Below are 21,801 nucleotides of genomic sequence, written 5' to 3'. Positions count from 1 at the left end.
AAGCATGCTTAATTCGCCGTTTAACCTAGGGGCTGCGACACTCCAACGGCAAGAGGCGCAGGGGGAGTTGGGGGTAAACAGGACGTGGGAGAACGGGACGAACCGGAGGTCATCGGGCGGCGCGTGCAGCGGTTGCGCGTCGAACGCGGGCTGACCCAGAGACAGTTGGCGGAGCCTACGTACACGCCCGCCTATGTCTCCACGCTGGAGGCCGGCCGGGTGCGGCCCTCCGACGAGGCGCTGCGGCACATCGCCGAGCGGCTCGGTGTGGACTTCCAGGAACTGGCGACCGGGCGTTCCGCCCGCCTCGTCACCGATCTGCGGCTCCGTCTCACCGAGGCCCAGCGGGCCCTGGCCACCGGTGAGGCCCAGGAGGCCGCCGCCCAGTACGCCGTCCTGCTCACCGAGGCCGAGGAGCACGGGCTCGCCGAGGAACAGGCCGGCGCGCTGCTCGGGCTCGGCGAGTGCGAGATCTCCACCGGTGACCTGGAGAAGGCCCGCCAGTACTTCGAACGGGCCGAGGCGTGCCTGGCCGACGCCCCGCTGCCGGTCCGTGTCCCCGCCCTGCGCGGGCGCGCCGTCGCCCACTATCTCGCCGGGGAACTCCGGTACGCCGTCTATCTGCTGGAGTCCACCCTCGACGAGCTCAACCGGGGCGGACTGCACGACCCCGACGCGCTGCTCCTCCTCTACGCCTCCGTGATCGGCCCGTACATGGACATGGGCGCGCAGGCCCGCGCCGCTCAGGCCGCCGAGTTCGCGCTCGCCCTCGCCCCGCAGGTCGCCGACCCCGCGCTGGTCGCCCGGATGCACCGCTCCGTCGCCCGCACCCTCCTCGCCGAGGGCCGTCTCGCCGAGGCGGACGCCTCCCTCGCCAAGGCCGCCGAGCTGTACCGCCAGCTCCAACTGCGCACCGAACTCGCCAACTGCCACTGGATGCGCGGGTACGTCTACGCCCAGAACGGCGAACTGGAGCGCGCCGAGGAGGAGTTGAAGCAGGCCCAGGCCATGCTCGCCGCCCAGCGCGCCACCCTCTACGGCAGTCAGGTCGCCGTCGAGCTGGCCGACGTACTGCACCGCAGGGGCCGTTCCCAGGAGGCAGCCGCCCTGCTGCACGGCGTCCTCGGCGACCTCTCCTCCGAGCGCGGCGCCGTCCACTCCGCCGCCGCGCACCGCCTCCTCGGCATCATCGCGGAGGACGCACGGGACACGGAGGCGGCCGAGGAGCACTACGTCCGCGCCCTGAGCCTCCTGGAACGCGCGGGAGCGGCCGGCGACCTCGCCGACCTGTGCCGCCTCCTGGGAGACCTGCTCCGCCGCACAGGCCGCGTCGAGGCTGCCCTGGACGCCTACCGCACCGGCCTGGGCCACCGCACGGCCCCCGGTACCACCACCCTGGGACCCGCCCCGGCCCAGCCCCCGCTGTAGCCCGGCCGACCTGTCCGCTCACTCCCACGGATCCCTTCCGCGGGCCGCCACCCGTTCCCCGACGCGGCGGATCAGTTCGCCGGTGGGCAGGGGGCCGGGGCGGCGGCCGTCCCGCAGGCGTACGGCGGCCGGGCCGTCCCGTGCCTCCCGCGCGCCGATCACCGCCAGGTACGGCATCCGCCGCGCCGCCCGGATCCACGCTCCGAGGCTTCCCTCGCCGGCGAGTTCCGCGCGCAGCCCGGCCGCCGTCGTCCGGCCCCCTTTTTCCACCGCGCGCAGCAACGCCCGTCACCCGTACGGCCCGCCGCGCTGGTCGGGCCGCGCGGGCGGTGCTGCCGTGAGAGGAGGCACCCCGCCACGCGCACGTATCCCCACGTCAGGAGGCAGTCCCCGATGACCCGCCGCGCCCTCCTCGCCTCCGCCCTGCTGCTGACGACGGTCACCGGGTGCGCCGCCCTCGGCCTGGAGCACCCGCCGACCGCCGCCCCCGCCGACCCGACCGTCCAGGCGTCGACCAGCAAGCCCGCCGCGTCGGCCGACCCGCGCGTCCTCAGCGACAGCCAGGCGCAGGCGGCGCTCATCACCCCCGAGGACCTCGGGGCGCCCTGGCTCCCGACCGGGGGCGCGGCCACCTGGCGGGACGGCCTGCTGAAGGCGAGCACGCCCGTCGCCGAGTGCCAGAAGCTGCTCGACGCGCTCTACAGCGACGAGTTGTTCGGTGCCCCGGCCCGCGCGGTCGTGGGGCTCGACGACCCCGACGCCGCCGCCCAGCTCCGCTACCAGCTCACCGGCAGAAGCCCGGCGGACATGGACCGGACGCTGGCCTGGCTGAGGTCGCTGCCGCAGAAGTGCGCCCGGTTCACGGCCACGGCCGGCCGGGACACCGTGGAGGACGTGCAGGTGACCGATCTGCCGCTGCCGGCGGTGGGGGACGCGCGGCAGGGGCTGCGGGTGACGTTCACGCTGTGGGGGACCGCCGGGGACAACGCCGACGGTCAGCCGAGCGTCCTCGCGCTGGACGTGGCGGCCGTCCGGGCGGGCGAGGACGGGTTGGCCCTGACCAACGGCGGTCTGGGCGACGTACCGAACGAGGCGACGCAGGCGGCGGTGCAGCTCGGGGTGCGGCGGTTGGCGGATGTGCGCAAGCAGGGGCGGGTGCAGGTCTGACCGCACCCCGCGCAGGCGGTCGGCCCTCAGTCGCGGTCGTCGAGACGGGTGCGCCGGCCGACCACCTCACGGCCCTCGTCGAGGACCGTGCGACCCTGTGCGAAGGCGTGGGCCCGCAGCCGGGCCAGCGCCTCCCCGGCGTCGATGCCGAGCTGGGCCATGACCATCCCCACGGCCTGGTGGACGACGTCGTGATCGGTGGCGAGGGCGCTCAGCCAGGGCTCCTCACCGGGCGGGCGCAGACCGTCGTCCTCCCCGAGCGGCAGCGCCATCAGCGCCGCCGTCAGCACGTCCGCCACGAGCTGGGCCGTCCGCACCTCGTCACCGGCCAGTTCACCGGGGACGTCCCGGTAGAGGTCGAGGGTCCCCACGCAGGACATGTGGCCGCCGAGCGGCAGCGCGTACACCGCGCGCACCCCGGCCGCCGCGGCCTGCTGGGCGAAGACGGGCCAGCGGACGGCGTCCCGGCCCGCCGTCAGATCGGAGGCGTACACGGCCGCACCGGTCTCGGCGGCCCGCAGACAGGGCCCGTCGCCCAGGGTCGCCTGCATCTCCATGAGCTGCTCGGCCCGGGCGCTGCTCGCGCTCAACGGTACGGGTATCCCCTCGCCCCACAGCGCCACGCCCGCCCCGCTCACCGGCAGCAGCCGCACGGCGGCGGCGCACAGCCGCTCGGGCACCTCGGAGGGTTCGGCATCGCGCACCGCGTCGGCGAGTACTGCCGCTATGCGCTCACGGCCCCGGTCGGACACGACGACCACCTCCGCGCAAGGGGTCGGTCGGTCGACTCCCCACGTCCGCCGGGTACCCCCCGCCCCCCTGCGGAACCGGCACTTCCGCAACGCGTCCCACGGCTTCTCGCACGGATCCGCGGGCTGCTTCACCCGGGTCACCCCGGCCGCCTTCAGCACCGGTGGCCAGGCCGCGTCGGAGCCCAGGGTTCCCTCGGGGCGCCAGGTGCCGGTGACGGTGACGGTGACCCGTCGGTGGGCGGGGCGTCGTCGTCGGCGCCCAGGATCTCGACCTCGCCGGTGTCGCGGGGGCGGAGAGCAGGAAGGCGAGGGCGGCGGCCGGGGCGACCCCACGCCGCATCAGGCTCCCCGCCACGGGTACGGAGGCGCACTCGCAGCCCGGCAGCACCGCACCGGCGACACCGGCGACGGGGTCGTCGTGCGCGCGTCCGTGTACGCCGTCCTCGGGAGCCGCGCTCGTCGCCCTCGCGACCGTCCTGTGCGCCCCCGGGACCCTCCCCGGTGGAAGCTGTGGTTCCACCGGGCTCGGTCGGGAAGGAGTGGAGGATGATCGAGCGTCGACCCGTCCCCGTGATCATCGACTGCGACACGGGGGTCGACGACGCCCTCGCGCTGCTGTTCGCCGTACGGCATCCCGGACTGGATCTGCGGGCGGTGACCTGTGTCGCCGGGAACACGGACGTCGACGGCGTGGTCCGCAACACCCTGACCGTGCTGGACGTGGCGGGCGCCGGGGACGTCCCGGTCGCGCGGGGCGCCGAGCGGCCGCTGATCGAGCCCGCCCGTTCGGCGACCGTGCACGGCAAGGACGGCATGGGCGACATCGCCGGTCTGCCCGCCCCGGCCCGTACCGCCGTCGACGTGGACGCGGTCACTCTGCTGCGCCGCGAGATCCTCGCCTCGCCCCGCCCGGTCACGCTGATCCCCACCGCGCCCCTGACCAACATCGCGCTGCTGCTGCGCACCCACCCCGAGGTCACCCGCAACCTCGAGCGGATCGTGTTCATGGGCGGCGCGGTGTCCGTCGGCAACGCCACGCCCGTCGCGGAGTTCAACGTGTGGCACGACCCGGAGGCGGCCGCGATCCTGCTCACGGCCGGGGTGCCGATCACCATGTACGGGCTGGACGTGTTCCGGCGGGTGGTGGTCCCGGGCAGGGACGTACGACGGCTGCGGGCGAGCGCGGAACCGGGCACCCGCCTGGCCGGCGATCTGCTGGCCCACCGTCCGCCCGCGCCCGGGGCGGACGCCGACGAGGACGCCGGGGGGCTCGGTGACGCGGGCGCGGTGTGCGCGGTGGTGGACCCGGCCGGCCTCACCACCCGGCTGCTCCCCGTGGAGGTGTGCCTGGCCCCCGGCCCGACCCGGGGCCAGACGATCGTCGACCGGCGCCCGCCGCCGCCCACCGGGTCCGGGACGCACGACGGCCTACGGGAGCAGGCCCTGGTGGACGTGGGCCTGGACGTGGACGTCGAGCGGTACGCCCGCCTGTACCTGGGGACCGTGGAGCGGGACTAGGGCCCTTCTGACGGATCTCCGCGGCGTCGCGACGCCCGGCACGCCCGCTCGCCGCACGGCGCGAAGGGCCAGGTGGCTCCGCCACATGACCCTCCACGCCGCACGCCGAGCGCGCGCACCGAACGCCGCTCCTTCACCCACGGAGATCCGTCAGAAGGGCCCTAGGTGTATTGACCCGCAGCGTTGTTCACACGGCTGATCGGTGGCTGACCGCCGAGTGCGGTGTGGCAGCGGTGGTGGTTGTAGGTGTGCAGAAAGTCTGCCAGGGCCGCGGTCCGCTCGCCGTTGTTCGTGTAGGGCTTGAGGTAGGCCCACTCGTCGAGCAGGGTGCGGTTGAAGCGTTCGACCTTGCCGTTAGTCTGCGGCCGGTAGGCGCGGGTCAGCTTGCCGGCCGCGCCGAGGTCGGCAAGCGCCTGCTGCCAGGCGAAGCTCTTGCGGTAGGGCCAGGCGTTGTCGGTCAGGACCCGCTCGATGCGGTCGATGCCCGTGGTCTGGAAGAAGGCCGCGGCCCGGCGGAGGAAGTCTGCGCAGGTGGCGGCCTTCTCGTCCGCGTGGATCTCGCTGTAGGCGAGGCGGCTGTGGTCGTCGACGGCGGAGTGGATGTAGTCGAAGCCCATCCCGCTGCGAGTGGCCCGGCCCGCTTGACGGCCCAGGACCTTGTGGCCGCCGCCGTCGGGGATGCGGCCGAGTTTCTTGACGTCGACGTGGATGAGTTCGCCGGGCCGGTCGCGTTCGTAGCGGCGGATGAGCTGTCCGGTGGGCCGGTCCAGGTGCGCAAGCCGGTTGAGGCCGTGGCGGGTGAGGATGCGGTGCACGGTCGACGGGGGCAGGCCCAGGACCGGGCCGAGGCGGGCGGGGCCCAGTTTTCGGTCCTGGCGCAGCCGGCACACGCGGGCCTCTACCGCTGCCGCCGTGCGGTGGGGTGTCGTCAGCGGACGGCTGGGGCGGTCGTGCAGCCCCAGCTCGCCCTCCGCCCGCCAGCGGCGGATCCACTTGTGGGCCGTGGCCCGCGAGATGCCCATTTCCGCCGCGACATGCGCGACCGGGCGGCCACCGCAGACACGTTCGACGAGCAGCCGCCTGCCGTGAACGGTCAACCGGGCATTACGGTGGGACACGAAGACCTCCGTGCGGTGCAGTCCTAGACAGCTCCACCACACCGGAGGTCTTCGCCATGATCAAGCACCGGCGAGTGTCAACAACGCTTGTGATCAATACACCTAGGGCCGGCCCTGGTCCTGGTCCTGGTCCTGGCCCTCTGGACCGGTCGAGGCGCGGGCGAGGGCGGTGAGGTCCGGGATCAGGGCGGCCAGTTCCTCCAGGAGCCGGTCCAAACTCGTCACGTCGGGCATCGGGTAGACGAAGCACACGCCGTCCGCCGAGACCGAGACCGCGGGTCCCGCGAACCGGACCAGCCGCTGGGGCAGGTCGGAGGCGTGGAACCGCTCGGCCGTCCCCGCGGAGTCCGCGCTCATCGGGAGGTACGGGACACCGTCGGGGGAGCGCAGGCCGAGCTTCGCCGCGCTCCAGGCGCGTTCGAGACGCAGGGCGGGGCGGTCGCCGGGCACCTCGAAGCTCACGATCAGCCAGTGCCGTACGTCCCTGCGCCCGGAGGGCTCCCAGCGCCGGGCGACGGTGACCCGGTGCTCGCCGAGCGGGCCGGTCGCGCCGGTGCCGTGCCGGGTGCGCAGCAGCCAGGGGAAGTGGCCCGCGTACCCCGCCCATTCCGCGCCGTCCGGGCCCCGTTCCAGTCGGCTCCAGCCGGGATCTCCGGCCAGGGCGGTCATCGCCCGGTCCGCCTTGCGCACCCGGCGCAGGGTGCGGAACGCGAGGGTCCCGCCGACGACGAACGGCGCCAGGATGATGACCGACCAGATGATCCACGGAAGCATGGAAGTCGATGTCCTTTCGCTCCGGACGGGGGCGCGGGTACGCATCCTCCCCCGGTCGGTCGCGTCGGGACATCGTGGGAACCACGTAGCGGACTACGTACGCACGTCCGCCCCGGCGCCACAAGGGTGCCGGGGCGGACGTACCGGAGAAGCCGGAGAGGCCTGCGTCAGGCGCGGGTCGCCTTGCGGCGGCGGGTGGCCACGACGATCGCGGCGCCGCCGGCCAGGAGCGCGGCGGCCCCGCCCGCGATGAGCGGGGTGTTGCTGCTGGCGCCGGTCTCGGCGAGGTCGCCGCCACCGCCGGTGCTGCCGCCGGTGACGGGCGTGCCGGTCGACTCGGAGGCGGACGGGGTCGGCGTGGCCGACTCGGTCGACGTGGACTCCGAGGCGGAGGGCGAGGGCGAGGCGCTCTCGGAGGAGTCGTCCGACGGGGTGGAGGCGGACGTCGACGGCGACGGCGAGGAGTCGCCGCCCCCGGCCGGGGCCGACGGGGAGGGGGAGGACGGGGGCTGCTCGCTGGACGTGCAGTCCTTCGTGCCGCCGTTCCAGGCCGCGATCAGCTTGTCCTTGATGACGGGGCGGTCCGGGCCCTTGGGCAGGTCGCCGTGGACGAAGCCGTCCTTCGCGTCGAGCTTGCCGTCGAACTTCACCGCGCCGCGGTAGAGGTCGATCTGGGCGTAGCAGCCCGCGTCGGGGACGGCGATGTCGAGGGTGTCGGTCTGGCCGGGCTTGACCGTCACGGTGTCGAAGTCGACGAAGACCTGCTCACCGGAGGTGCCGAAGGTGGCGCCGTGGGCGAGGTAGGAGGCCAGGGAGGCGGTGCAGGTGCTCGCGTCGCCCGCCGTGCGGACGGAGATGTGCACCTTGCCGTCCTGGGTCGGCCTGAGGTTCTGGTCGTCTACCCGCACCGAGTCGAAGAAGTTCTTGCCGTCGAGCGAGAACTGGCAGCGGTCGGTCCCCGTCTCGGTACCCGCGCCGGTGCCGGGCTGATAGTGCCCGCCGGACTTCCAGCCGTCGCCGCCGTCCGACCCGGACTGGGCGAAGGCACCGGAGGCTGCGGCCACGGAGGCGGCGCAGAGGGTGAGCGTGGCGGCGCCCGTCCCCAGCAGGCGGCGCGCGGTGACACGTCTCGCTATGGACATGCGAATCCATTTCTTGGCGGATGCCGGTTCATGGCGAATGCCAGGGCAATGCCAGGGCTGACTGGTCAGATCAGGAAAAGGAAGAAACACCGGGCCCTCTGGTCACAGGCGCCACAGTGTCCGTCCATCGTCGTTCGCCTGCCAGATCGCTGTCAACCTGGGATAAACACTGGGGAGTTCAAATTTCCGTCACGACTTCATCACGTGTGGAACGATCCCCTCCGGACCGCCCGTGGGTTCGCTTTCCCGGCAACCTGGACAGAATTCCGTGCGTGACCGACTTCTCCGCCCGCAATCCCGACTGGTGGCGCCAGGCAGTCGTCTACCAGGTGTACCCGCGCAGTTTCGCCGACGCCGACGGGGACGGCCTCGGCGACCTGAGAGGTGTCACCGGCCGGCTGCCCCATCTCGCGGCCCTCGGTGTCGACGCCCTCTGGCTGAGCCCCTTCTACCCCTCCGAGCTCGCCGACGGCGGCTACGACGTCGAGGACCACCGGGACGTCGACCCGCGCCTCGGCACCCTCGCCGACTTCGACGCGCTGACCGCCGAGGCCCACCGGCTCGGGCTGAAGGTGATCGTCGACCTCGTCCCCAACCACACCTCGCACCGGCACGCCTGGTTCCAGGAGGCCCTGGCCGCGGGGCCCGGCTCCCCGGCCCGGGCCCGTTACGTCTTCCGCGAGGGCCGGGGCGCGCACGGGGAACTCCCGCCCACCGACTGGCAGTCGGTGTTCGGCGGCAGCGCCTGGGAGCGCGTCCCGGACGGCCAGTGGTACCTGCATCTCTTCGCCCGTCAGCAGCCCGACCTCGACTGGAGCCACGAGGAGGTCCGCGAGGACTTCCGCACCACCCTGCGCTTCTGGTCCGACCGGGGCGTGGACGGCTTCCGCGTGGACGTGGCCCACGCCCTCGCCAAGGACCTCACCGAGCCCCTCCGCGACCTCGGCGCAGCGCAGCTGAGCGGCGAGGAGGCCCTCGCGCACCTGCCCCCGGGCACCCACCCCTTCTACGACCGCGACGAGGTCCACGAGATCTACCGCGACTGGCGCCGCGTCCTCGACTCCTACTCCCCGCCCCGCACGGCGGTCGCCGAGGCCTGGGTACCGGGCGCCCGACGCGCCCTGTACGCCCGCCCGGACGAACTGAACCAGGCCTTCAACTTCGAGTACCTGCAAGCCCCGTGGGACGCGGACGCGATCCGTCACGTGATCACCGGTTCCCTCGCCACGGCCCGCGCCGTCGGCGCCTCCGCCACCTGGGTGCTCTCCAACCACGACGTCGTACGCCACCCCTCCCGGCTGCTGCTCCCGCCCGGCACCGACGAGAACGCCTGGCTGCTGTCGGGCGGCACCACGCCCGCCGTGGACGAGGCACACGGGTTGCGCCGGGCCCGGGCGGCCACGCTGCTGATGCTGGCGCTGCCCGGATCGTCGTACCTCTACCAGGGCGAGGAACTGGGCCTGCCCGAGGTCGCCGGACTCCCGCCGGAGGTGCTCCAGGACCCGCTGTGGGAGCAGACGGGCCGGACCCGCAAGGGACGCGACGGCTGCCGGGTCCCGCTCCCCTGGACGGCCACCGGGCCGTCGTACGGCTTCGGCGCGGGTGGCGCCTGGCTGCCGCAGCCGCCGTGGTTCGCGCGGTACGCGGCCGAGGCGCAGGACGGGGCGGCGGGCTCCACGCTGGAGCTCTACCGCACGGCCCTGCGTCTGCGCCGCAAGCTGCTCGACGGCGAGGAGCTGAGCTGGCTCCCGGACACCCCGCCGGGCGTGCTGGCCTTCGCCCGCTCCGCCGGCTGGCGCTGCGTCACCAATCTCTCGGACACCCACGCACCGCTGCCGCCGGGCGAGATCCTGCTGAGCAGCACGCCGATGCCCGACGGCACCGGGCCGGGCCCCCTGCCGCCGGACACCACGGTGTGGCTCGCCTAGGGCGTGGCTCAGCCGCCCGTGCCCGCGTTCGCGGCGGCGCCGGCCGTCGAGTTGGCCGCGCCGCCCGCGATGCCGTCGACGTCCACCGGGGTGGACGTGGCGTTCGGCGGCGGAGTGAGGACGACCTGGGGTGCGCCGGCTGCCGGGGCGGGCGGGGTCAGGTCCGACTTGGGCAGCTTGGGCGCGGTGGTCTGCTGGAAGAGCGTCGAGTCGAAGTCGACCAGACCGGTCTTCTCCATCACCGTGATGTGGTCGAGGACGGTGTCGTTGGCCTGGTCGGCCAGGGCGCGCACCAGGGAGTTCTTCGTCGTCGACCGGATCTTCGCCACGGTGTTGAAGATGGAACCGTGCGTCATGCGCAGGATGTTGGCGAAGTCCTTGTCGAACTGCGCGCCGGAATCGCCCTTGAGCTGGGTCACGAAGCCCTCCTGCTGGGGGCTCGCCACGTTGGGCAGCGTGATGTTCAGCATCGGCGCGATCTTGCGGCAGGTGATGTCGAGGGCGGCGTGTCCGTCGATGAGGTGCTCGCTCGCGGTCAGGACGGCCTTGCTCGTCCCCTTCTGCAGACCGATCTGGCCCACCGGGTACTCCCACAGACCGGCGGCCCGCACCTTCACCACGAAGTCGCGGTCGCCCTCGGTCAGCGGACCCCACTGGGTGTTCGCGATGACCCTGTCCGTCGTGGTCGACACCGTGTCCAACCCCAGCATGGAGGGGTAGGCGAGGGCGCCCAGGGTCAGCGTCAGAGCTCCGCCCACGAAGATGGTTCCCATCGCGTTCCGCGAGAGTGGCACTTTTCCTCCTGCCCGGTCGGGGATCCGCCGCGGTGGGTCTGCGGCGGGGTCGGACGCACAGGAGTACGCAAGCCGAGCCGCCGCGACTCTATGGGGTTCGTAAAATCTTTACGGCGTATGAGTTCCCATCAGAAACTGACGCGGGAACCGGGCGACTGCGAGGGGGAGTCCATGGGAGCGAACGTCGTGGGGATCACGTACTACCCCGTGAAGGGGTGCGCGGGGGTCGAGCTCACGGAGGCGACGGTGACCCCGCAGGGGCTCCTCGACGACCGTGCCTGGGAGGTCGTCGACGAGGAGGGCGAACCCCGCTGGCAGGGCGCGGATCCCCGGCTCGCCGTGATCGCCCCGCTGCTGGGGGACGGCGGGCTGACCCTGCGGGCGCCGGAGACCGAGCCGCTGACCGTCACGGACAGCGGGCCCGAGGCCGACGCCTGGCTCACCCGGGTGCTGGGCCGGCCGAGCCGCCTGGTCCGCGCGTCCGCCGGGAACGCCTCCCGGCTCCATGTGGTCTCCCGGGCCAGCCTCGACGCCCTGAACCGGCGCATCGCCGCCCGCGGCGCCCACCGGCTGCCCATGAACCGCTTCCGCCCCAACCTCGTCGTCGACGGCTGGACCACCCCCCACACCGAGGACGACACCCCCCGTCTCACCGTCGCCGGCGTCGAACTGGCCCTCACCGAGCTCACGGTCCGCTGCGCGGTCACCATGGTCGACCAGTCCACCGGCCGCCGGGCCGGCCCGGAACCGCTGCGCACCCTCGCCGGCCACCGCCGGGCGGACGGCGCGGGAGGGGTGGTCTTCGGCGCGTACTTCGCGGTGCGCAGGCCGGGGCGGATCGCGGTGGGGGACGAGGTGACGGCGGAGTCGAGGTGAGCGTCTCCACCCGTACGGCCCTCCCCACCCGTCCTCCCCGCCGTTCACCGGTTCGAATGGAGGCATGAGCCGCGACGAGTGCGGGACGGACAGCGGTGCGCCCGCTCCCTTCTCCCGGCGCGTCCACGCCGGGCGTCTGCACCGGGCCGCCGGTCAGGCCGCCGCCGCCCGGCTGACCGGGCTGCTCGTCACCCCGGGCCACGATCTGACCTGGCTGTGCGGCCACTGGCCGGGCGCCGCCCCGGACCGGCTCACCCTCCTCGTCCTCACCCCGGAGGCCGAGCCCCACCTGCTGGTCCCGGCCCGTGACCTCGCGGACGCCTCGGCGGGCCCCGCCGCCGGTGCCGTCCGGCTCACCACCTGGGAGGACGGCCAGGACCCGTACGCCGCGGCGGCCGGCCTGCTCCTCCCGCACGGCCACTACGGCGTCACCGACGCCACCTGGTCGGTCCATCTCCTCGGTCTGGAGGAGGCCCTGCCCCTCACCACCTACCGGCCCCTGTCCACCGCCCTGCCCCTGTTCCGGGCGGTCAAGGACGAGGACGAGACGGTCCGGCTCACCGCCGCGGCCGCCGCCGTGGACGCCGCCTACGAGGCCGCCCTCGCCCTGCGCTTCACCGGTCGCCGCGAGTCCGAGGTGGCCGCCGACCTCGCGGGTCTGCTGCGCGCCCACGGCCACGACCGGGTCGACCGGGCCGGGGTCGCGGCGGGCGCCCACGGCGCGGACCCCCGCCACCGGCCCGGCGAGCGCAGGATCGAGACCGGCGACACGGTGGTCCTGGACCTCGCGGGCCGCCGGGACGGCTACGCCGGCGCCCTCGTCCGCACGGTCCAGGTGGGGCCGCCCCCGGACCCGGTGCGCGGGCTGCACACGATCGTCCGTACGGCCCAGGAGGCGGCCCTGGCGGCGATGCTCCCCGGGGTGCCGTGCGCGGAGGCGGACCGGGCGGCCCGCGCGGTCCTCGCGGACGCCGGGCACGGTGCGCACGCCCTCCCCGGCACCGGGCACGGTCTCGGCGTCACCCCGTACGAGCCGCCGTACCTCGTCCCGGGCGGCACCCGGCTTCTCGCGCCCGGCATGTGCGTCCAGGTGGAGGCCGGGGTCCTGCTGTCCGGCCGGCTCGGGGTGCGGCTCGGGGACACGGTGGTGTGCACGGCGGACGGCGTCCGCCGGCTGGGCGGCGCCGACCCCGCCCTCGGGGTGGTCACCTGACGCACCCGGCCGGGCTCACGCCATCCAGAAGAACACCGCCGTCATCCGCTTCTCCTCCAGCGTCGTCCCGCAGTAACCGGTCGCGCTGTGCACGAGGTTGGCGTGGTAGAGCAGCAGCCGGTTGTACCGGTGCGGGACCTGTACGTCCTCCTCGAAGGCGTCGGGGGCGACGAACCGGGTGCCGAGGGCCTCGACCAGGTTGGTGTGCGGGGCCTGGACCACATTGCCGCCGAGCCGGCCGCCCGGCAGCGACTGGCGGTAGAAGCTGGTCCCGCAGCCCTTCGGCACCCCGGGGTTGAGGTACAGCACGGCCGCGTACCGGCACAGCGCGCGTGAGTCGGAGTGCGGGCGGGGGCTGCTCTCGCCCTCGCCGACGACCTGGACGCAGTTGTGGTTGAGGGTGCCGCCGCCGGGCGCCCGCTGCACCCAGAGCCGCTGGGCGCCGGTGGCCTTGCGCACCAGCCGTTCCACCCGGGCGAGTTCGCCGGGCTCCAGACCGGGCATGGTCCGCAGCCCCGGCCAGCTCTCCGAGGTGTACGGGTGGCCCTTGACCCAGTCGTCCTTCGCCAGGCACCGCTCACGGATCGCCGCGATGTCGGCCTCGGGGAAGACGTCGTCCAGCACCCAGTAGTCACGGCCCCTGGTGGGCTTGCGGTAGGGCAGGACGGGGAGGGCCGCGGCCGGCCTCGGCTGTGGCATGGACATGAAGCGAATCTAGGCCGGGGGTCCGTCAGGGCTCGCCCGCGATTTCCCCCGGAGTGGGGAGAGAAGTGGTCAACGGGTCGTCAATCGCGGTCAAGGGACGGTCTATTGGATGGTCCGGTGGAAAACTCCTGCTCACCGCCCCTCGGGAAGCGTGACGATCCACTAGCCGTCGCTTGACTGCGCCACTCAGCCACCACCTTCTCAGAACCCCTCCCCCAGGACCCGTTCCACCAGCCGGAGTTGGGCGTCGGTCAGCCCGGGGTCGGTGAACTCCACCGGCGGCCGGTCGTCGACGGCCAGCCTGTAGTGGTAGGCGTCGGGCACGCCGGGCCCGGGCGGGGGCGGCCCGTCCGCCTCGGCGAGGACCTCGTGCACGAGCCCCTCCAGCGCGGTCCCGTCGGGCCGGGCGGTGGTGTCCGCCTCGGCCCGACGGGGCACACCGAGCAGTCCCCCGCTCCTGATCAGCCGGATCCGCATGGCGCCGCCGGCTCAGTGGACGCTCAGACCCACGTCGGACCAGGCCTTGACCACCGACTCCAGCTCCAGCCGGGTGCCGTACAGCCGCTCCGCCGCGTCCCTCGTCGCCTGCGCGAACTCCTGGAAGTCGCAGGTCTCGGAGAGCCCGCCCGCGGTGATCGTCTCGTACCAGATCCGGCCCGCCCGCTCCCAGGCGAAGCCGCCGATGGCGACCGCGGTCAGATAGAAGGCGTGGTTGGGGATGCCGGAGTTGATGTGCACCCCGCCGTTGTCGCCCTCGCCCTCCACGTAGTGGGTCATATGGCTGGGCTGCGGGTCCTTGCCGCCCAGCAGCGGGTCGTCGAACCCGGTCCCCGGTTCCCGCATCGACCGCAGCGCCTGCCCGCGGATCTGCGGGGTGAACAGACCCGCGCCGATCAGCCAGTCGGCCTGGTCGGCGGTCTGGTGCCGGTCGTACTGCTTGACCAGCGAACCGAACACGTCCGAGATCGACTCGTTGAGCGCGCCGGACTGGTCCCGGTAGACGAGACCGGCGGTGTACTGCGTGACCCCGTGGGTGAGTTCGTGGCCGATGATGTCGGGCGAGATGGTGAAGTCGTTGAACACGCGGGCGTCACCGTCGCCGAAGACCATCCGCTCGCCGTCCCAGAAGGCGTTGTTGAAACGGCGACGGTAGTGGACCGTCGCGTCCAGCGGCAGATTGGCGTCGTCGATCGAGTGCCGGCCGTAGGCCTCCTGGAAGAACCGGAAGGTCAGACCGAGGCTCTCGTAGGCGCGGTTGACCGTGCCGTCCAGGGACGGGTCGCCGCCCTCCGGGCGGACCGTGTCGCCGGGGAGCGCGGTGGTGTGGTGGGTGTCGTACAGCGTCCGGTCGAGGACGAACTCCGTGGGCGCGGCGGGCGAGACCAGACTGGGCGTCTCGATCCGGTTCCGCCGGAAGTCGGCGTCGAGGGCCAGTGTGTCGTGGGCGGCTTCCCGGACGTGCGGGTTGTCGGCCTCGGTGAGTCTCTCGAGGATGAACGGCGGCAGGATGCCGCAGACGCGGCGCGTGGGGCGCATGGGGTCCCTCCGGGGGAGAGGGCTGACAAAGGTGGTGGTGGGCCCTCGGGTCCCCGGTGCGGGGACCCGGAGCCGGGGCCGCGTTGCTCACGCGGGCCGAACGAGTCCCATGCCTCCCATTCTGCGCCCGTGCGCGCGGGCCCGCATGCCGGGCGGGTGACGGCGCCTCAGTAGCGCACCGCCCGGGCGACCTTCGCCTTCACGGTCCCGGACAGGTCCCGGTTGCTGCGGGCCGTCGCCGTGCCGGTCTTGCCGGCGGCCACGTCGGAGACGGTGACGACGACCGTGTCGAGGCGGTTGCCGCCGCTGTCGGTGAAGTCGACCTGGACCGCGAAGGTCTTCGTGGAGTCGGCGGTGTTGGTGACGGTGACGTCGACCGTGGCACGGCCGTCCTGGTCGCCGATGGAGCCGAGGGAGACGTCGGACTTCACGTCGACGCCGTTCTTGATCTCGTCCAGTTCCCGGCCCGCCTCGGCCGTGGCCGACGCGAGCGCCGACTCCGCCGCGGAGGCGAGGGAGGACGCGGCCGCCGAGGCCTCGCTGCCCAGCGACTCCGCCGCGGAGGCCGCGGCACTGGCGGCCTTGCTCGCGGCGGACGACACCGACGAGGGCGTGTCGTCGTCCGAGCAGCCGGTCAGACCGACGGCGCAGCACACCGCCACCGCCGTCAGCAGCACGCCCTTGGTGCGCGGCATCTCGCCTCCTGAGGTGTCCCGGGACTCCCTCCAGTGAAGGCGCGGCCGGGCCGCCGCGCACGCCGGGTCACCCGGACGGATGGCAGAGGATCACCGGCCGCCGGGCAGATTCCGCCGGGGGATCAGCGTCTCGCCGTCTTGTACCGGCGCATCAGCTCCACGATCCGGGCCTGCTCGGCGCCCTCGTTCAGCGCGGTCAGCAGGTCGTCCGGGCACAGCTCGTAGAAGTCGCCCCAGTAGCCGCGGCGCCGGTTGTCCCAGATGCGATAGCCGCCCGGCACACCCCGGGCGACATAACGCCGTCCGCTCACCCGCGTGTCCCTCCCCTGAGCGGTCCCCCCTGCGTGGCATCAGCAGTGTGCTCCGCCGCGTTCATCCCTCGCGCGGATTTTCGAGGCCCGTCGTCCTCCCCGGTGACACCTACGCACGTCTCACGCTCGGCGATCATGTGCTTACGCTGTGATGATTGATGGGTGGATCGGTGGAGAGCGCGTGCGGGAGTGGCATGGGATTCGGCTTCGGGCAGCGGCGCGGCGGGCGACTTCCCGTGGAGATCACCAGTTTCGTGGGCAGAGCCGAGGAACTCGCTCTGATCAAGGACGCGGTGGGGCGCTTCCGGCTCGTCACGCTGGTCGGTCCGGGCGGGGTCGGCAAGAGCCGTACGGCGCTCAGGGCGGCCGGGGCCGCGGCGGCCCGGTTCGGGGACGGCGTCCGGCTGGTGGAGCTGTCCGCGCTGCACGACCCGGAACTGCTGCCGGCCACCCTCGCCGGGGTGCTGGAGCTGCCCGAGCAGCCGGGGACGACCCCGCTGGACGCGGTGGTGGAGCATCTGCGGGGGCGGCGGATGCTTCTGGTGCTGGACACCTGTGAGCATCTGGTCGACGCCTGCGCGATGCTCTGCGACATCCTGCTGCGGGAGGCGCCGGGGCTGACGGTGCTGGCCACCAGCCGGCAGCCGCTCGACGTTCCCGGCGAGCACTGTGTGCCGATCGCCCCGCTGAGCAGGGACGACGCCCTGGAGCTGTTTCTGTGCCGGGCCAGTGCCGTCGCCACCCTGACCGAGGACGACCGGCATCGCACCCTCGCGCTCGTGGACCGCCTCGACGGTATGCCGCTCGCCCTGGAGCTCGCCGCCGTGCGGCTGCGCGCGGTGCCGCTCGCGGAGCTGGTGGCGCGGCTGGGCCGGCGGTTCGAGGTGCTGACGGGGGGCCGCCGTACCGCGCTCACCCGGCACCGGACGCTGCGGACGGCCATCGACTGGTCCTACGACCTGTGCACCGCGCAGGAACGGCTGCTGTGGGCGCGGCTGACGGTGTTCGCGGACTCCTTCGAGCTGTCGGCGGCCGAAGCGGTGTGCGGGGGAGGGGAGTTACCCCGGGCCGAGGTGGTGGGCGCGCTGATCGGGCTCGTCGACAAGTCCGTGGTGCGGCGCGTCGGGGAGGGCGGCGGGCGCTACCGGCTGCCGGACACGTTCCGGGAGTACGGCGCCGGGCGGCCGGCCGGGGCGGAGGGCGCCGCCGACGCCGTACGGGAGCGCCATTTCGCGCACTACCAGCGGCTGGTGGGGCGGTTCTGGGACGAGTTCCTGAGCCCCGCGCAGGTCGCGCTGCACCGGGCCGTGCGGGAGGAGATCGCCGATGTGCGGGCCGCCCTGGAGTACGGGTGCGCGGCGCCGGGGCGGGCGGTGGACGCGCTGTGGCTGGCGACGCGGCTCGGGCCGTACTGGCGGGCGGCGGGCGCCCTGTCGGAGGGCCGGCACTGGATCGACAAGGCGCTGGAGCCGGTCACGGAGGACTGCCCCGAGCGGGCCTGGGCGCTGCTCATGACCGGGATCTTCGGGGTGTGGACGGCGGACCTGGAGACGGCGTCGGAGCGTTTACCGCGGGCGCACGAGGTGGCGCGCCGGGTCGGGGAGTCGCGGGTGGAGCTGTCGGCGGAGGCGTATCTCGGGGCCATGACGGCGTTCCGCGGGTCGGTGGAGCGGGGGCTCGCGGAGGTGGAGTCGGCCCGGCTGCGGATCATCGCCTCGGGGGACCGGCTGGGGATCGGGGTCGTGCACTACGAGGCGGCCCTGCTGCGGGCCGTGTTCGGGGACCCGGCGGGCGCGCTGGAGCTGTGCGCGACGGGCCTCGCCCATCTGGAGGGGTGGGGCGAGCGGCAGCTCTACGCGTCGACGGTGACGACGAAGGGCGTCATCCACCTGCTGGCCGGTGAGGACGCCGAGGGCGAGGCGTGTCTGCGGCGGGGCCTGGAGGCGGTGAGCGAGATCGGGGAGGTGCTGGTGGCGGCGCTGGCCGCGCTGGGCCTGGCCTGGCACGCGGCCCGGAGCGGCCGGTACGCGCGGGCGTGCTGGCTGCTCGGGTACGCCGAGAACGCGCGCCGGCTGAGCGGGGATCCGGTGGCGCTGCTGCCCCGGCTGGTCGAGGAGCAGGAGGAGGTGCGGCGGGCGGTGCGGGCGGCGCTGGGCCCGGAGGCGTTCGAGCGGTGGCGGGAGACGGGGGCGCGGATGTCGGGGCTGGAGGTGCTGGAGGCGGTGCGGGCGGACGCGGAGGCGCCGGAGGGCCCCGCGCCCGTCGTACGGCCGCCCGCTCCCCGGGGCGCCTCCCGTCCGGCCGACTCCCTCACCCGGCGGGAGAGGGAGGTCGCCGCGCTCGTCGCGCGCGGGCTGTCCAACCGGGAGATCGCCGAACGGCTCGTCATCTCCAAGCGCACGGTCGACGCCCATGTGGAGCACATCCTCGCCAAGCTGGGCATCGCCTCCCGCACGGAGATCCCGGCGACGGTGACGGGGCCGTAGGCCGTGTCCGCACGGTCCCGCCTGCCCCGCGGACACGACCCAGGGGTGCGTAGGTAGAACGGCGGCGGTCTCCTGTGGGCTAGGTGTACGGATCTTCCGGGCACCGGTGTGCGGCGGCGCGGCGGGCGCGGCAGCCTGGTGGTGCCGCCCGGGGCAGGGACGGGCCGGGGGCCGACAGGCCGAACCCTCGGTCGGCGCTGTCATGGCAGGCGTCCGGCCCCGGACCCGCCCCCGGCGGCACGCGGGGCTGCCCCTGGTCGGCGGGGCAGCCCCCTCCAGTGATCCTGATGTGATCCGCACCCGACGCACCGGCCGAGGAGACGGAGACGGCGGACGGAACGTCCGTATCCAGGTCGGTCCGGAGAAGCTCAGCGGGCTGCGAGTGCCGCCAGCGGCTCCCCGGTGAGGTGGACCACTCTCCAGTCGTCGATGATCCGCGCGCCGATCGACTTGTAGAAGGTGATCGTCGGCTCGTTCCAGGCCAGCACACACCACTCGAAGCGCTCGAATCCGCTGTCGACGCAGATCGCGGCGAGGGCGGCGAGCAGGGCCGTGCCATGTCCGGCGCCCCGCGCCGCCGGGCGGACGAAGAGGTCCTCCAGGTGCATCCCGCGCACCCCGGTCCAGGTGGAGAAGCTCGGGAACCACAGCGCGAACCCCACCGCCTCGCCCGTCTCCTCGTCCTCCGCCATCAGCGCGTGGGCGGCGGGCACGGTGCCGAACAGCGCCTCGTGGAGCTGCTCCTCGGTGGCGCGGGCCTGGTCCGGCTCCCGGTGGTAGGCGGCGAGTTCGTTGATCATGGCAAGGATCTCGGGGACGTCGTCGACGGTCGCGGTTCGGATCATGAGCCGAGCATGGGCCAGGGGCGGGCGCCCCGTCCACGGCGTTTCATCTGCCGGGTCGTACGTCCACGTCCTTGGTGCGCAGCCACGGCAGCGGCGGCACCGCCGAGCCCATGTACGGGGTCGTCCGCACCTCGAAGTGCAGATGGGGGCCGGTGACGTTGCCGGTGGCGCCGGCGAGGCCGAGGCGGGTGCCCGGGAAGACGCGGTCGCCGCGGCGGACGTCGATCCGGGAGAGGTGGGCGTACTGGGTGAAGAAGCCGCCGGGGTGGCGCACGACGACCTGGTTGCCGAAGCCGTCGCCGCAGGTGGTGGCCTCGACGGCGCCCGGTCCCACGGCGTACACGGGGGTCCCGGTGGCCACGGCGAAGTCCTGCCCGGTGTGGCGGTGGGCCCAGCGGTCGCCCTTGGCGGCGTAACCGGCGGAGAGCCAGTAGTCGCGGGTGGGCGCGGTCCAGGGGCCGCCGGTGCGGTGGTGGGGTTCGCGGCCGCGCCGGCCGACGGGGCAGTGCCCGGCGCGCCCCGAGGGGTCCACCACGACCGGATCGCCGCCGCTGCCCTTGCCGTCACTTCCGTGGTCGTCGCTTCCGGCGCCGGAGGGGACGGCGGTGAGCAGGACCAGGAGGACGGACAGCACGGTGGTCGCCGTTGCGAGGGAGGGTTCTCGTCGCATTGTGTGATCATCGGACCGGCAAGGGGAGGGGGCGGGGCACACCGCCCGGCACACGCCCGATTTCAGTCGAACGGCTCCGCCATCAGCCTCCGGTACACCTGCGACGACCTCGGATTCTCCGGACACTGCCACACACCGTGCGGACAGTAGTCGCTGATGGTCTGGTACAGCGGCCGCTGCCGCGCGAACCAGGTGAGCATGCCGCGTACGTACGCCGGGTTGTCGCCGTTGCGGAACAGCCCCCACTCCGGGTACGAGAACGGCTTGCGGTGCGCCCGCGCGAACCGCACGTGCTCGGCGAGGCCGTACGGCTCATGGACCTGTTCGTCGAAGGACATGCCGTGCGGCTGGTCGTAGGCGTCCATGCCGAACACGTCGACGTACCGGTCACCCGGGTAGCAGGAGGGCCACGGGACGGCGTCCCGCCCCCGGTTCGGTGTGAACTCGAACCGGAACCGCTGCCCCTGCACCGACCGCATGGTCTCCACGATCCGCACCCAGAACGCCTTCCAGGCCTCGGGGTCGGGGCCGCACCGGTGGGTGTAGGTGATCCCGTTCATCTCCCAGCCCACCACCAGCACGGTGTCCGGGATGCCCAGCGACACCAGCCGCCGGGCCAGCGTCCGGAAGTGCCCGTCGTAGTCGCCGTCGGCCCCGTTGCGCAGCAGTCTGCGCACCGTACGGTCCGGCAGATGCGCCTCCGCGCGGTCCAGCATCGGCACGTTCAGCACGAACAGCCGGTCGGCGCGGGCCCGGCGCCACTGCGCCCAGTGGTGGAGATCCCCGGGCTCCCCCTCGATGTGGCCCCAACGGTCCCCCTCCAGATAGGCGTGCCCGACCCTGGGGGTGGCCGGTCCGAGCCAGCCGTCGAGCCCGGAGATCCGCTGCACGCCCTCCGAGCCGTAGCCGACGTAGGCCCCGAAGGGCGCGGGCGGGGGCCCGCCGGCCGTCTTCCCGTCCGGCACCCCCGCCGCCCACTCCTCGTCGGGGACGCAGGCGGACCCGGCGAGGAGGACGAGGACGACCAGAAGGAGCGTCAGGGCCGGACGTACAGGTCGAACCGGTCGAACATGCCGAACAGGCCGAACGGAGCGAAGGGTGCGGATCGCCGACTGGAGCACCGGTTCATGATGACCGCGCGCCCCCCACCGGCAAGCCGGACTCGCCCTCGAACCACCCGTACTGGGGACGCGGTTCCCGCACCAGGAAGACATCCACGGCGTCCTCCTTCTCGAACACGAACCCGTGCCGCTCGTACAGCCGACGGGCCGCGCTGCCCTGCAGCACGTTCAGCCGCACCCGCCACCCCTCGCGGTCGGCGGTCTCCAGCAGCTCCCGCAACAGGGCGGTCCCGATGCCCCGCCCCTGCGCCCTCGGGGCGAGATAGAAGTGCTCCAGCCAGTGGCCGTCCTCGGCCGGCCGCAGCGCGACACAGCCCACCACCGCCCCACCCTCCTCGACGACCAGCGTGTTCCCGGGCACCCACCCGTCCCGCAGCCGCTGCCGCACCCGGTGCTCGTCGTACCGCCCGAGCCGCTCCAGATCCCCCCGCAGCGCCGCCGCCCGCACCTCGGCGACGGCCTCCACATCCACCTCGGTCGCCTGCCGCGTCCTCCACTCAGCCATGCGGCGATGCTACGACGGGTTTTTTCCGTGACCGCCGAATGGCCCTGGTCGAGGACCGCGCGGGAAGGCCGCGGGGCGCGCTGGAGCGGCTCCGCCCCGAACCGGTGCATCTGGACCGGCCGGCTCCGCGCCGTACCGCTCCGGCGGAGTCCGTCGGGGCCGGTTGAATTTCACGCTTTTCTCTTCAACAGGCAACCCCCACCCGGCCTTTACCTCT

The 21,801-nt window shown here is 73.6% G+C and carries 22 protein-coding genes and 1 pseudogene; 7 read left to right on the top strand and 16 right to left on the bottom strand.

Going from position 1 to position 21,801, the window contains the following annotated elements; all coding sequences use genetic code 11:
* Window positions 1–84: 84 nt before the first annotated feature.
* Window positions 85–1,428, top strand: a complete 1,344-nt coding sequence (locus OG852_RS23660) for a helix-turn-helix domain-containing protein (RefSeq protein WP_133910950.1) — start codon at window positions 85–87, stop codon at window positions 1,426–1,428.
* A gap of 18 nt (window positions 1,429–1,446) precedes the next feature.
* On the opposite strand, the gene OG852_RS23655 is transcribed toward OG852_RS23660, so the two are convergent.
* A complete protein-coding gene (locus OG852_RS23655) occupies window positions 1,447–1,710 on the bottom strand; it encodes a hypothetical protein (RefSeq protein ID WP_330348891.1) in 264 nt (87 codons plus the stop codon).
* Between the two features lie 111 nt (window positions 1,711–1,821).
* On the opposite strand from OG852_RS23655, the gene OG852_RS23650 reads away from it, so the two are divergent.
* A complete protein-coding gene (locus tag OG852_RS23650; protein WP_133910949.1) occupies window positions 1,822–2,595 on the top strand; it encodes a hypothetical protein in 774 nt (257 codons plus the stop codon).
* A gap of 26 nt (window positions 2,596–2,621) precedes the next feature.
* On the opposite strand, the gene OG852_RS23645 is transcribed toward OG852_RS23650, so the two are convergent.
* Window positions 2,622–3,347 carry a GAF and ANTAR domain-containing protein gene (locus OG852_RS23645; protein WP_330348890.1) on the bottom strand — a complete coding sequence of 242 codons (726 nt, stop codon included), beginning with the start codon at window positions 3,345–3,347 and terminating at the stop codon, window positions 2,622–2,624.
* A gap of 283 nt (window positions 3,348–3,630) precedes the next feature.
* A pseudogene (locus OG852_RS23640) lies at window positions 3,631–3,759 on the bottom strand (permease); the annotation flags it as partial.
* A 134-nt stretch (window positions 3,760–3,893) separates the two neighbouring features.
* Here OG852_RS23640 and OG852_RS23635 point away from each other — a divergent pair.
* Window positions 3,894–4,865, top strand: a complete 972-nt coding sequence (locus OG852_RS23635) for a nucleoside hydrolase (protein ID WP_330348889.1) — start codon at window positions 3,894–3,896, stop codon at window positions 4,863–4,865.
* A gap of 161 nt (window positions 4,866–5,026) precedes the next feature.
* On the opposite strand, the gene OG852_RS23630 is transcribed toward OG852_RS23635, so the two are convergent.
* The 3 genes from OG852_RS23630 to OG852_RS23620 all read right to left on the bottom strand — a co-directional run bounded on the left by OG852_RS23630 (window position 5,027) and on the right by OG852_RS23620 (window position 7,899).
* Window positions 5,027–5,983, bottom strand: coding sequence for an IS481 family transposase (locus OG852_RS23630; protein ID WP_330347208.1), 957 nt, complete (start codon window positions 5,981–5,983; stop codon window positions 5,027–5,029).
* A gap of 102 nt (window positions 5,984–6,085) precedes the next feature.
* Window positions 6,086–6,757: a hypothetical protein gene (locus OG852_RS23625; protein WP_330348888.1), complete on the bottom strand. Its 672-nt coding sequence runs from the start codon at window positions 6,755–6,757 to the stop codon at window positions 6,086–6,088.
* A 167-nt stretch (window positions 6,758–6,924) separates the two neighbouring features.
* Window positions 6,925–7,899 (bottom strand): LAETG motif-containing sortase-dependent surface protein, encoded by a 975-nt coding sequence (locus OG852_RS23620; RefSeq protein ID WP_330348887.1) that lies wholly within the window; start codon window positions 7,897–7,899, stop codon window positions 6,925–6,927.
* A gap of 272 nt (window positions 7,900–8,171) precedes the next feature.
* On the opposite strand from OG852_RS23620, the gene OG852_RS23615 reads away from it, so the two are divergent.
* Window positions 8,172–9,827, top strand: coding sequence for a glycoside hydrolase family 13 protein (locus tag OG852_RS23615; RefSeq protein WP_330348886.1), 1,656 nt, complete (start codon window positions 8,172–8,174; stop codon window positions 9,825–9,827).
* A gap of 8 nt (window positions 9,828–9,835) precedes the next feature.
* Here OG852_RS23615 and OG852_RS23610 read toward each other — a convergent pair whose 3' ends face one another.
* Window positions 9,836–10,600: a DUF4142 domain-containing protein gene (locus OG852_RS23610; protein ID WP_208117088.1), complete on the bottom strand. Its 765-nt coding sequence runs from the start codon at window positions 10,598–10,600 to the stop codon at window positions 9,836–9,838.
* Between the two features lie 192 nt (window positions 10,601–10,792).
* On the opposite strand from OG852_RS23610, the gene OG852_RS23605 reads away from it, so the two are divergent.
* Together OG852_RS23605 and OG852_RS23600 are read left to right on the top strand one after the other, a co-directional pair.
* Window positions 10,793–11,497, top strand: a complete 705-nt coding sequence (locus OG852_RS23605) for an MOSC domain-containing protein (RefSeq protein WP_133911283.1) — start codon at window positions 10,793–10,795, stop codon at window positions 11,495–11,497.
* A gap of 64 nt (window positions 11,498–11,561) precedes the next feature.
* On the top strand, window positions 11,562–12,710 hold the full coding sequence (locus OG852_RS23600) for a M24 family metallopeptidase (protein ID WP_133910945.1): 1,149 nt from the start codon (window positions 11,562–11,564) through the stop codon (window positions 12,708–12,710).
* Window positions 12,711–12,725: 15 nt separating this feature from the next.
* Here OG852_RS23600 and OG852_RS23595 read toward each other — a convergent pair whose 3' ends face one another.
* The 5 genes from OG852_RS23595 to OG852_RS23575 form a co-directional block, all read right to left on the bottom strand.
* Window positions 12,726–13,415, bottom strand: coding sequence for a DUF6445 family protein (locus OG852_RS23595; RefSeq protein WP_330348885.1), 690 nt, complete (start codon window positions 13,413–13,415; stop codon window positions 12,726–12,728).
* Window positions 13,416–13,616: 201 nt separating this feature from the next.
* On the bottom strand, window positions 13,617–13,892 hold the full coding sequence (locus OG852_RS23590) for a protealysin inhibitor emfourin (RefSeq protein ID WP_330348884.1): 276 nt from the start codon (window positions 13,890–13,892) through the stop codon (window positions 13,617–13,619).
* 12 nt (window positions 13,893–13,904) lie between these two features.
* Window positions 13,905–14,951: a M4 family metallopeptidase gene (locus tag OG852_RS23585; RefSeq protein WP_133910943.1), complete on the bottom strand. Its 1,047-nt coding sequence runs from the start codon at window positions 14,949–14,951 to the stop codon at window positions 13,905–13,907.
* Window positions 14,952–15,118: 167 nt separating this feature from the next.
* Complete coding sequence (locus tag OG852_RS23580) at window positions 15,119–15,646, bottom strand: FxLYD domain-containing protein (protein ID WP_330348883.1); 528 nt, start codon at window positions 15,644–15,646, stop codon at window positions 15,119–15,121.
* 122 nt (window positions 15,647–15,768) lie between these two features.
* Window positions 15,769–15,957, bottom strand: coding sequence for a hypothetical protein (locus OG852_RS23575; protein ID WP_133910941.1), 189 nt, complete (start codon window positions 15,955–15,957; stop codon window positions 15,769–15,771).
* A 194-nt stretch (window positions 15,958–16,151) separates the two neighbouring features.
* Here OG852_RS23575 and OG852_RS23570 point away from each other — a divergent pair, with 194 nt between their 5' ends.
* Complete coding sequence (locus tag OG852_RS23570) at window positions 16,152–18,443, top strand: ATP-binding protein (RefSeq protein WP_330348882.1); 2,292 nt, start codon at window positions 16,152–16,154, stop codon at window positions 18,441–18,443.
* 368 nt (window positions 18,444–18,811) lie between these two features.
* On the opposite strand, the gene OG852_RS23565 is transcribed toward OG852_RS23570, so the two are convergent.
* From OG852_RS23565 to OG852_RS23550, 4 genes are all read right to left on the bottom strand, one after another.
* Complete coding sequence (locus OG852_RS23565; RefSeq protein ID WP_133910939.1) at window positions 18,812–19,288, bottom strand: GNAT family N-acetyltransferase; 477 nt, start codon at window positions 19,286–19,288, stop codon at window positions 18,812–18,814.
* Window positions 19,289–19,331: 43 nt separating this feature from the next.
* A complete protein-coding gene (locus tag OG852_RS23560) occupies window positions 19,332–19,958 on the bottom strand; it encodes a M23 family metallopeptidase (protein ID WP_330348881.1) in 627 nt (208 codons plus the stop codon).
* Between the two features lie 62 nt (window positions 19,959–20,020).
* A complete protein-coding gene (locus tag OG852_RS23555) occupies window positions 20,021–20,998 on the bottom strand; it encodes a glycoside hydrolase family 26 protein (RefSeq protein ID WP_443064653.1) in 978 nt (325 codons plus the stop codon).
* A gap of 85 nt (window positions 20,999–21,083) precedes the next feature.
* A complete protein-coding gene (locus tag OG852_RS23550; protein ID WP_133910936.1) occupies window positions 21,084–21,584 on the bottom strand; it encodes a GNAT family N-acetyltransferase in 501 nt (166 codons plus the stop codon).
* Window positions 21,585–21,801: the final 217 nt, after the last annotated feature.

Origin of the sequence: Streptomyces sp. NBC_00582 (assembly GCF_036345155.1) — a bacterium.
Taxonomy (GTDB): Bacteria; Actinomycetota; Actinomycetes; order Streptomycetales; family Streptomycetaceae; genus Streptomyces.
Note: the sequence above shows the minus strand (reverse complement) of the source record. Positions and strands in the feature narration are given on the sequence as shown.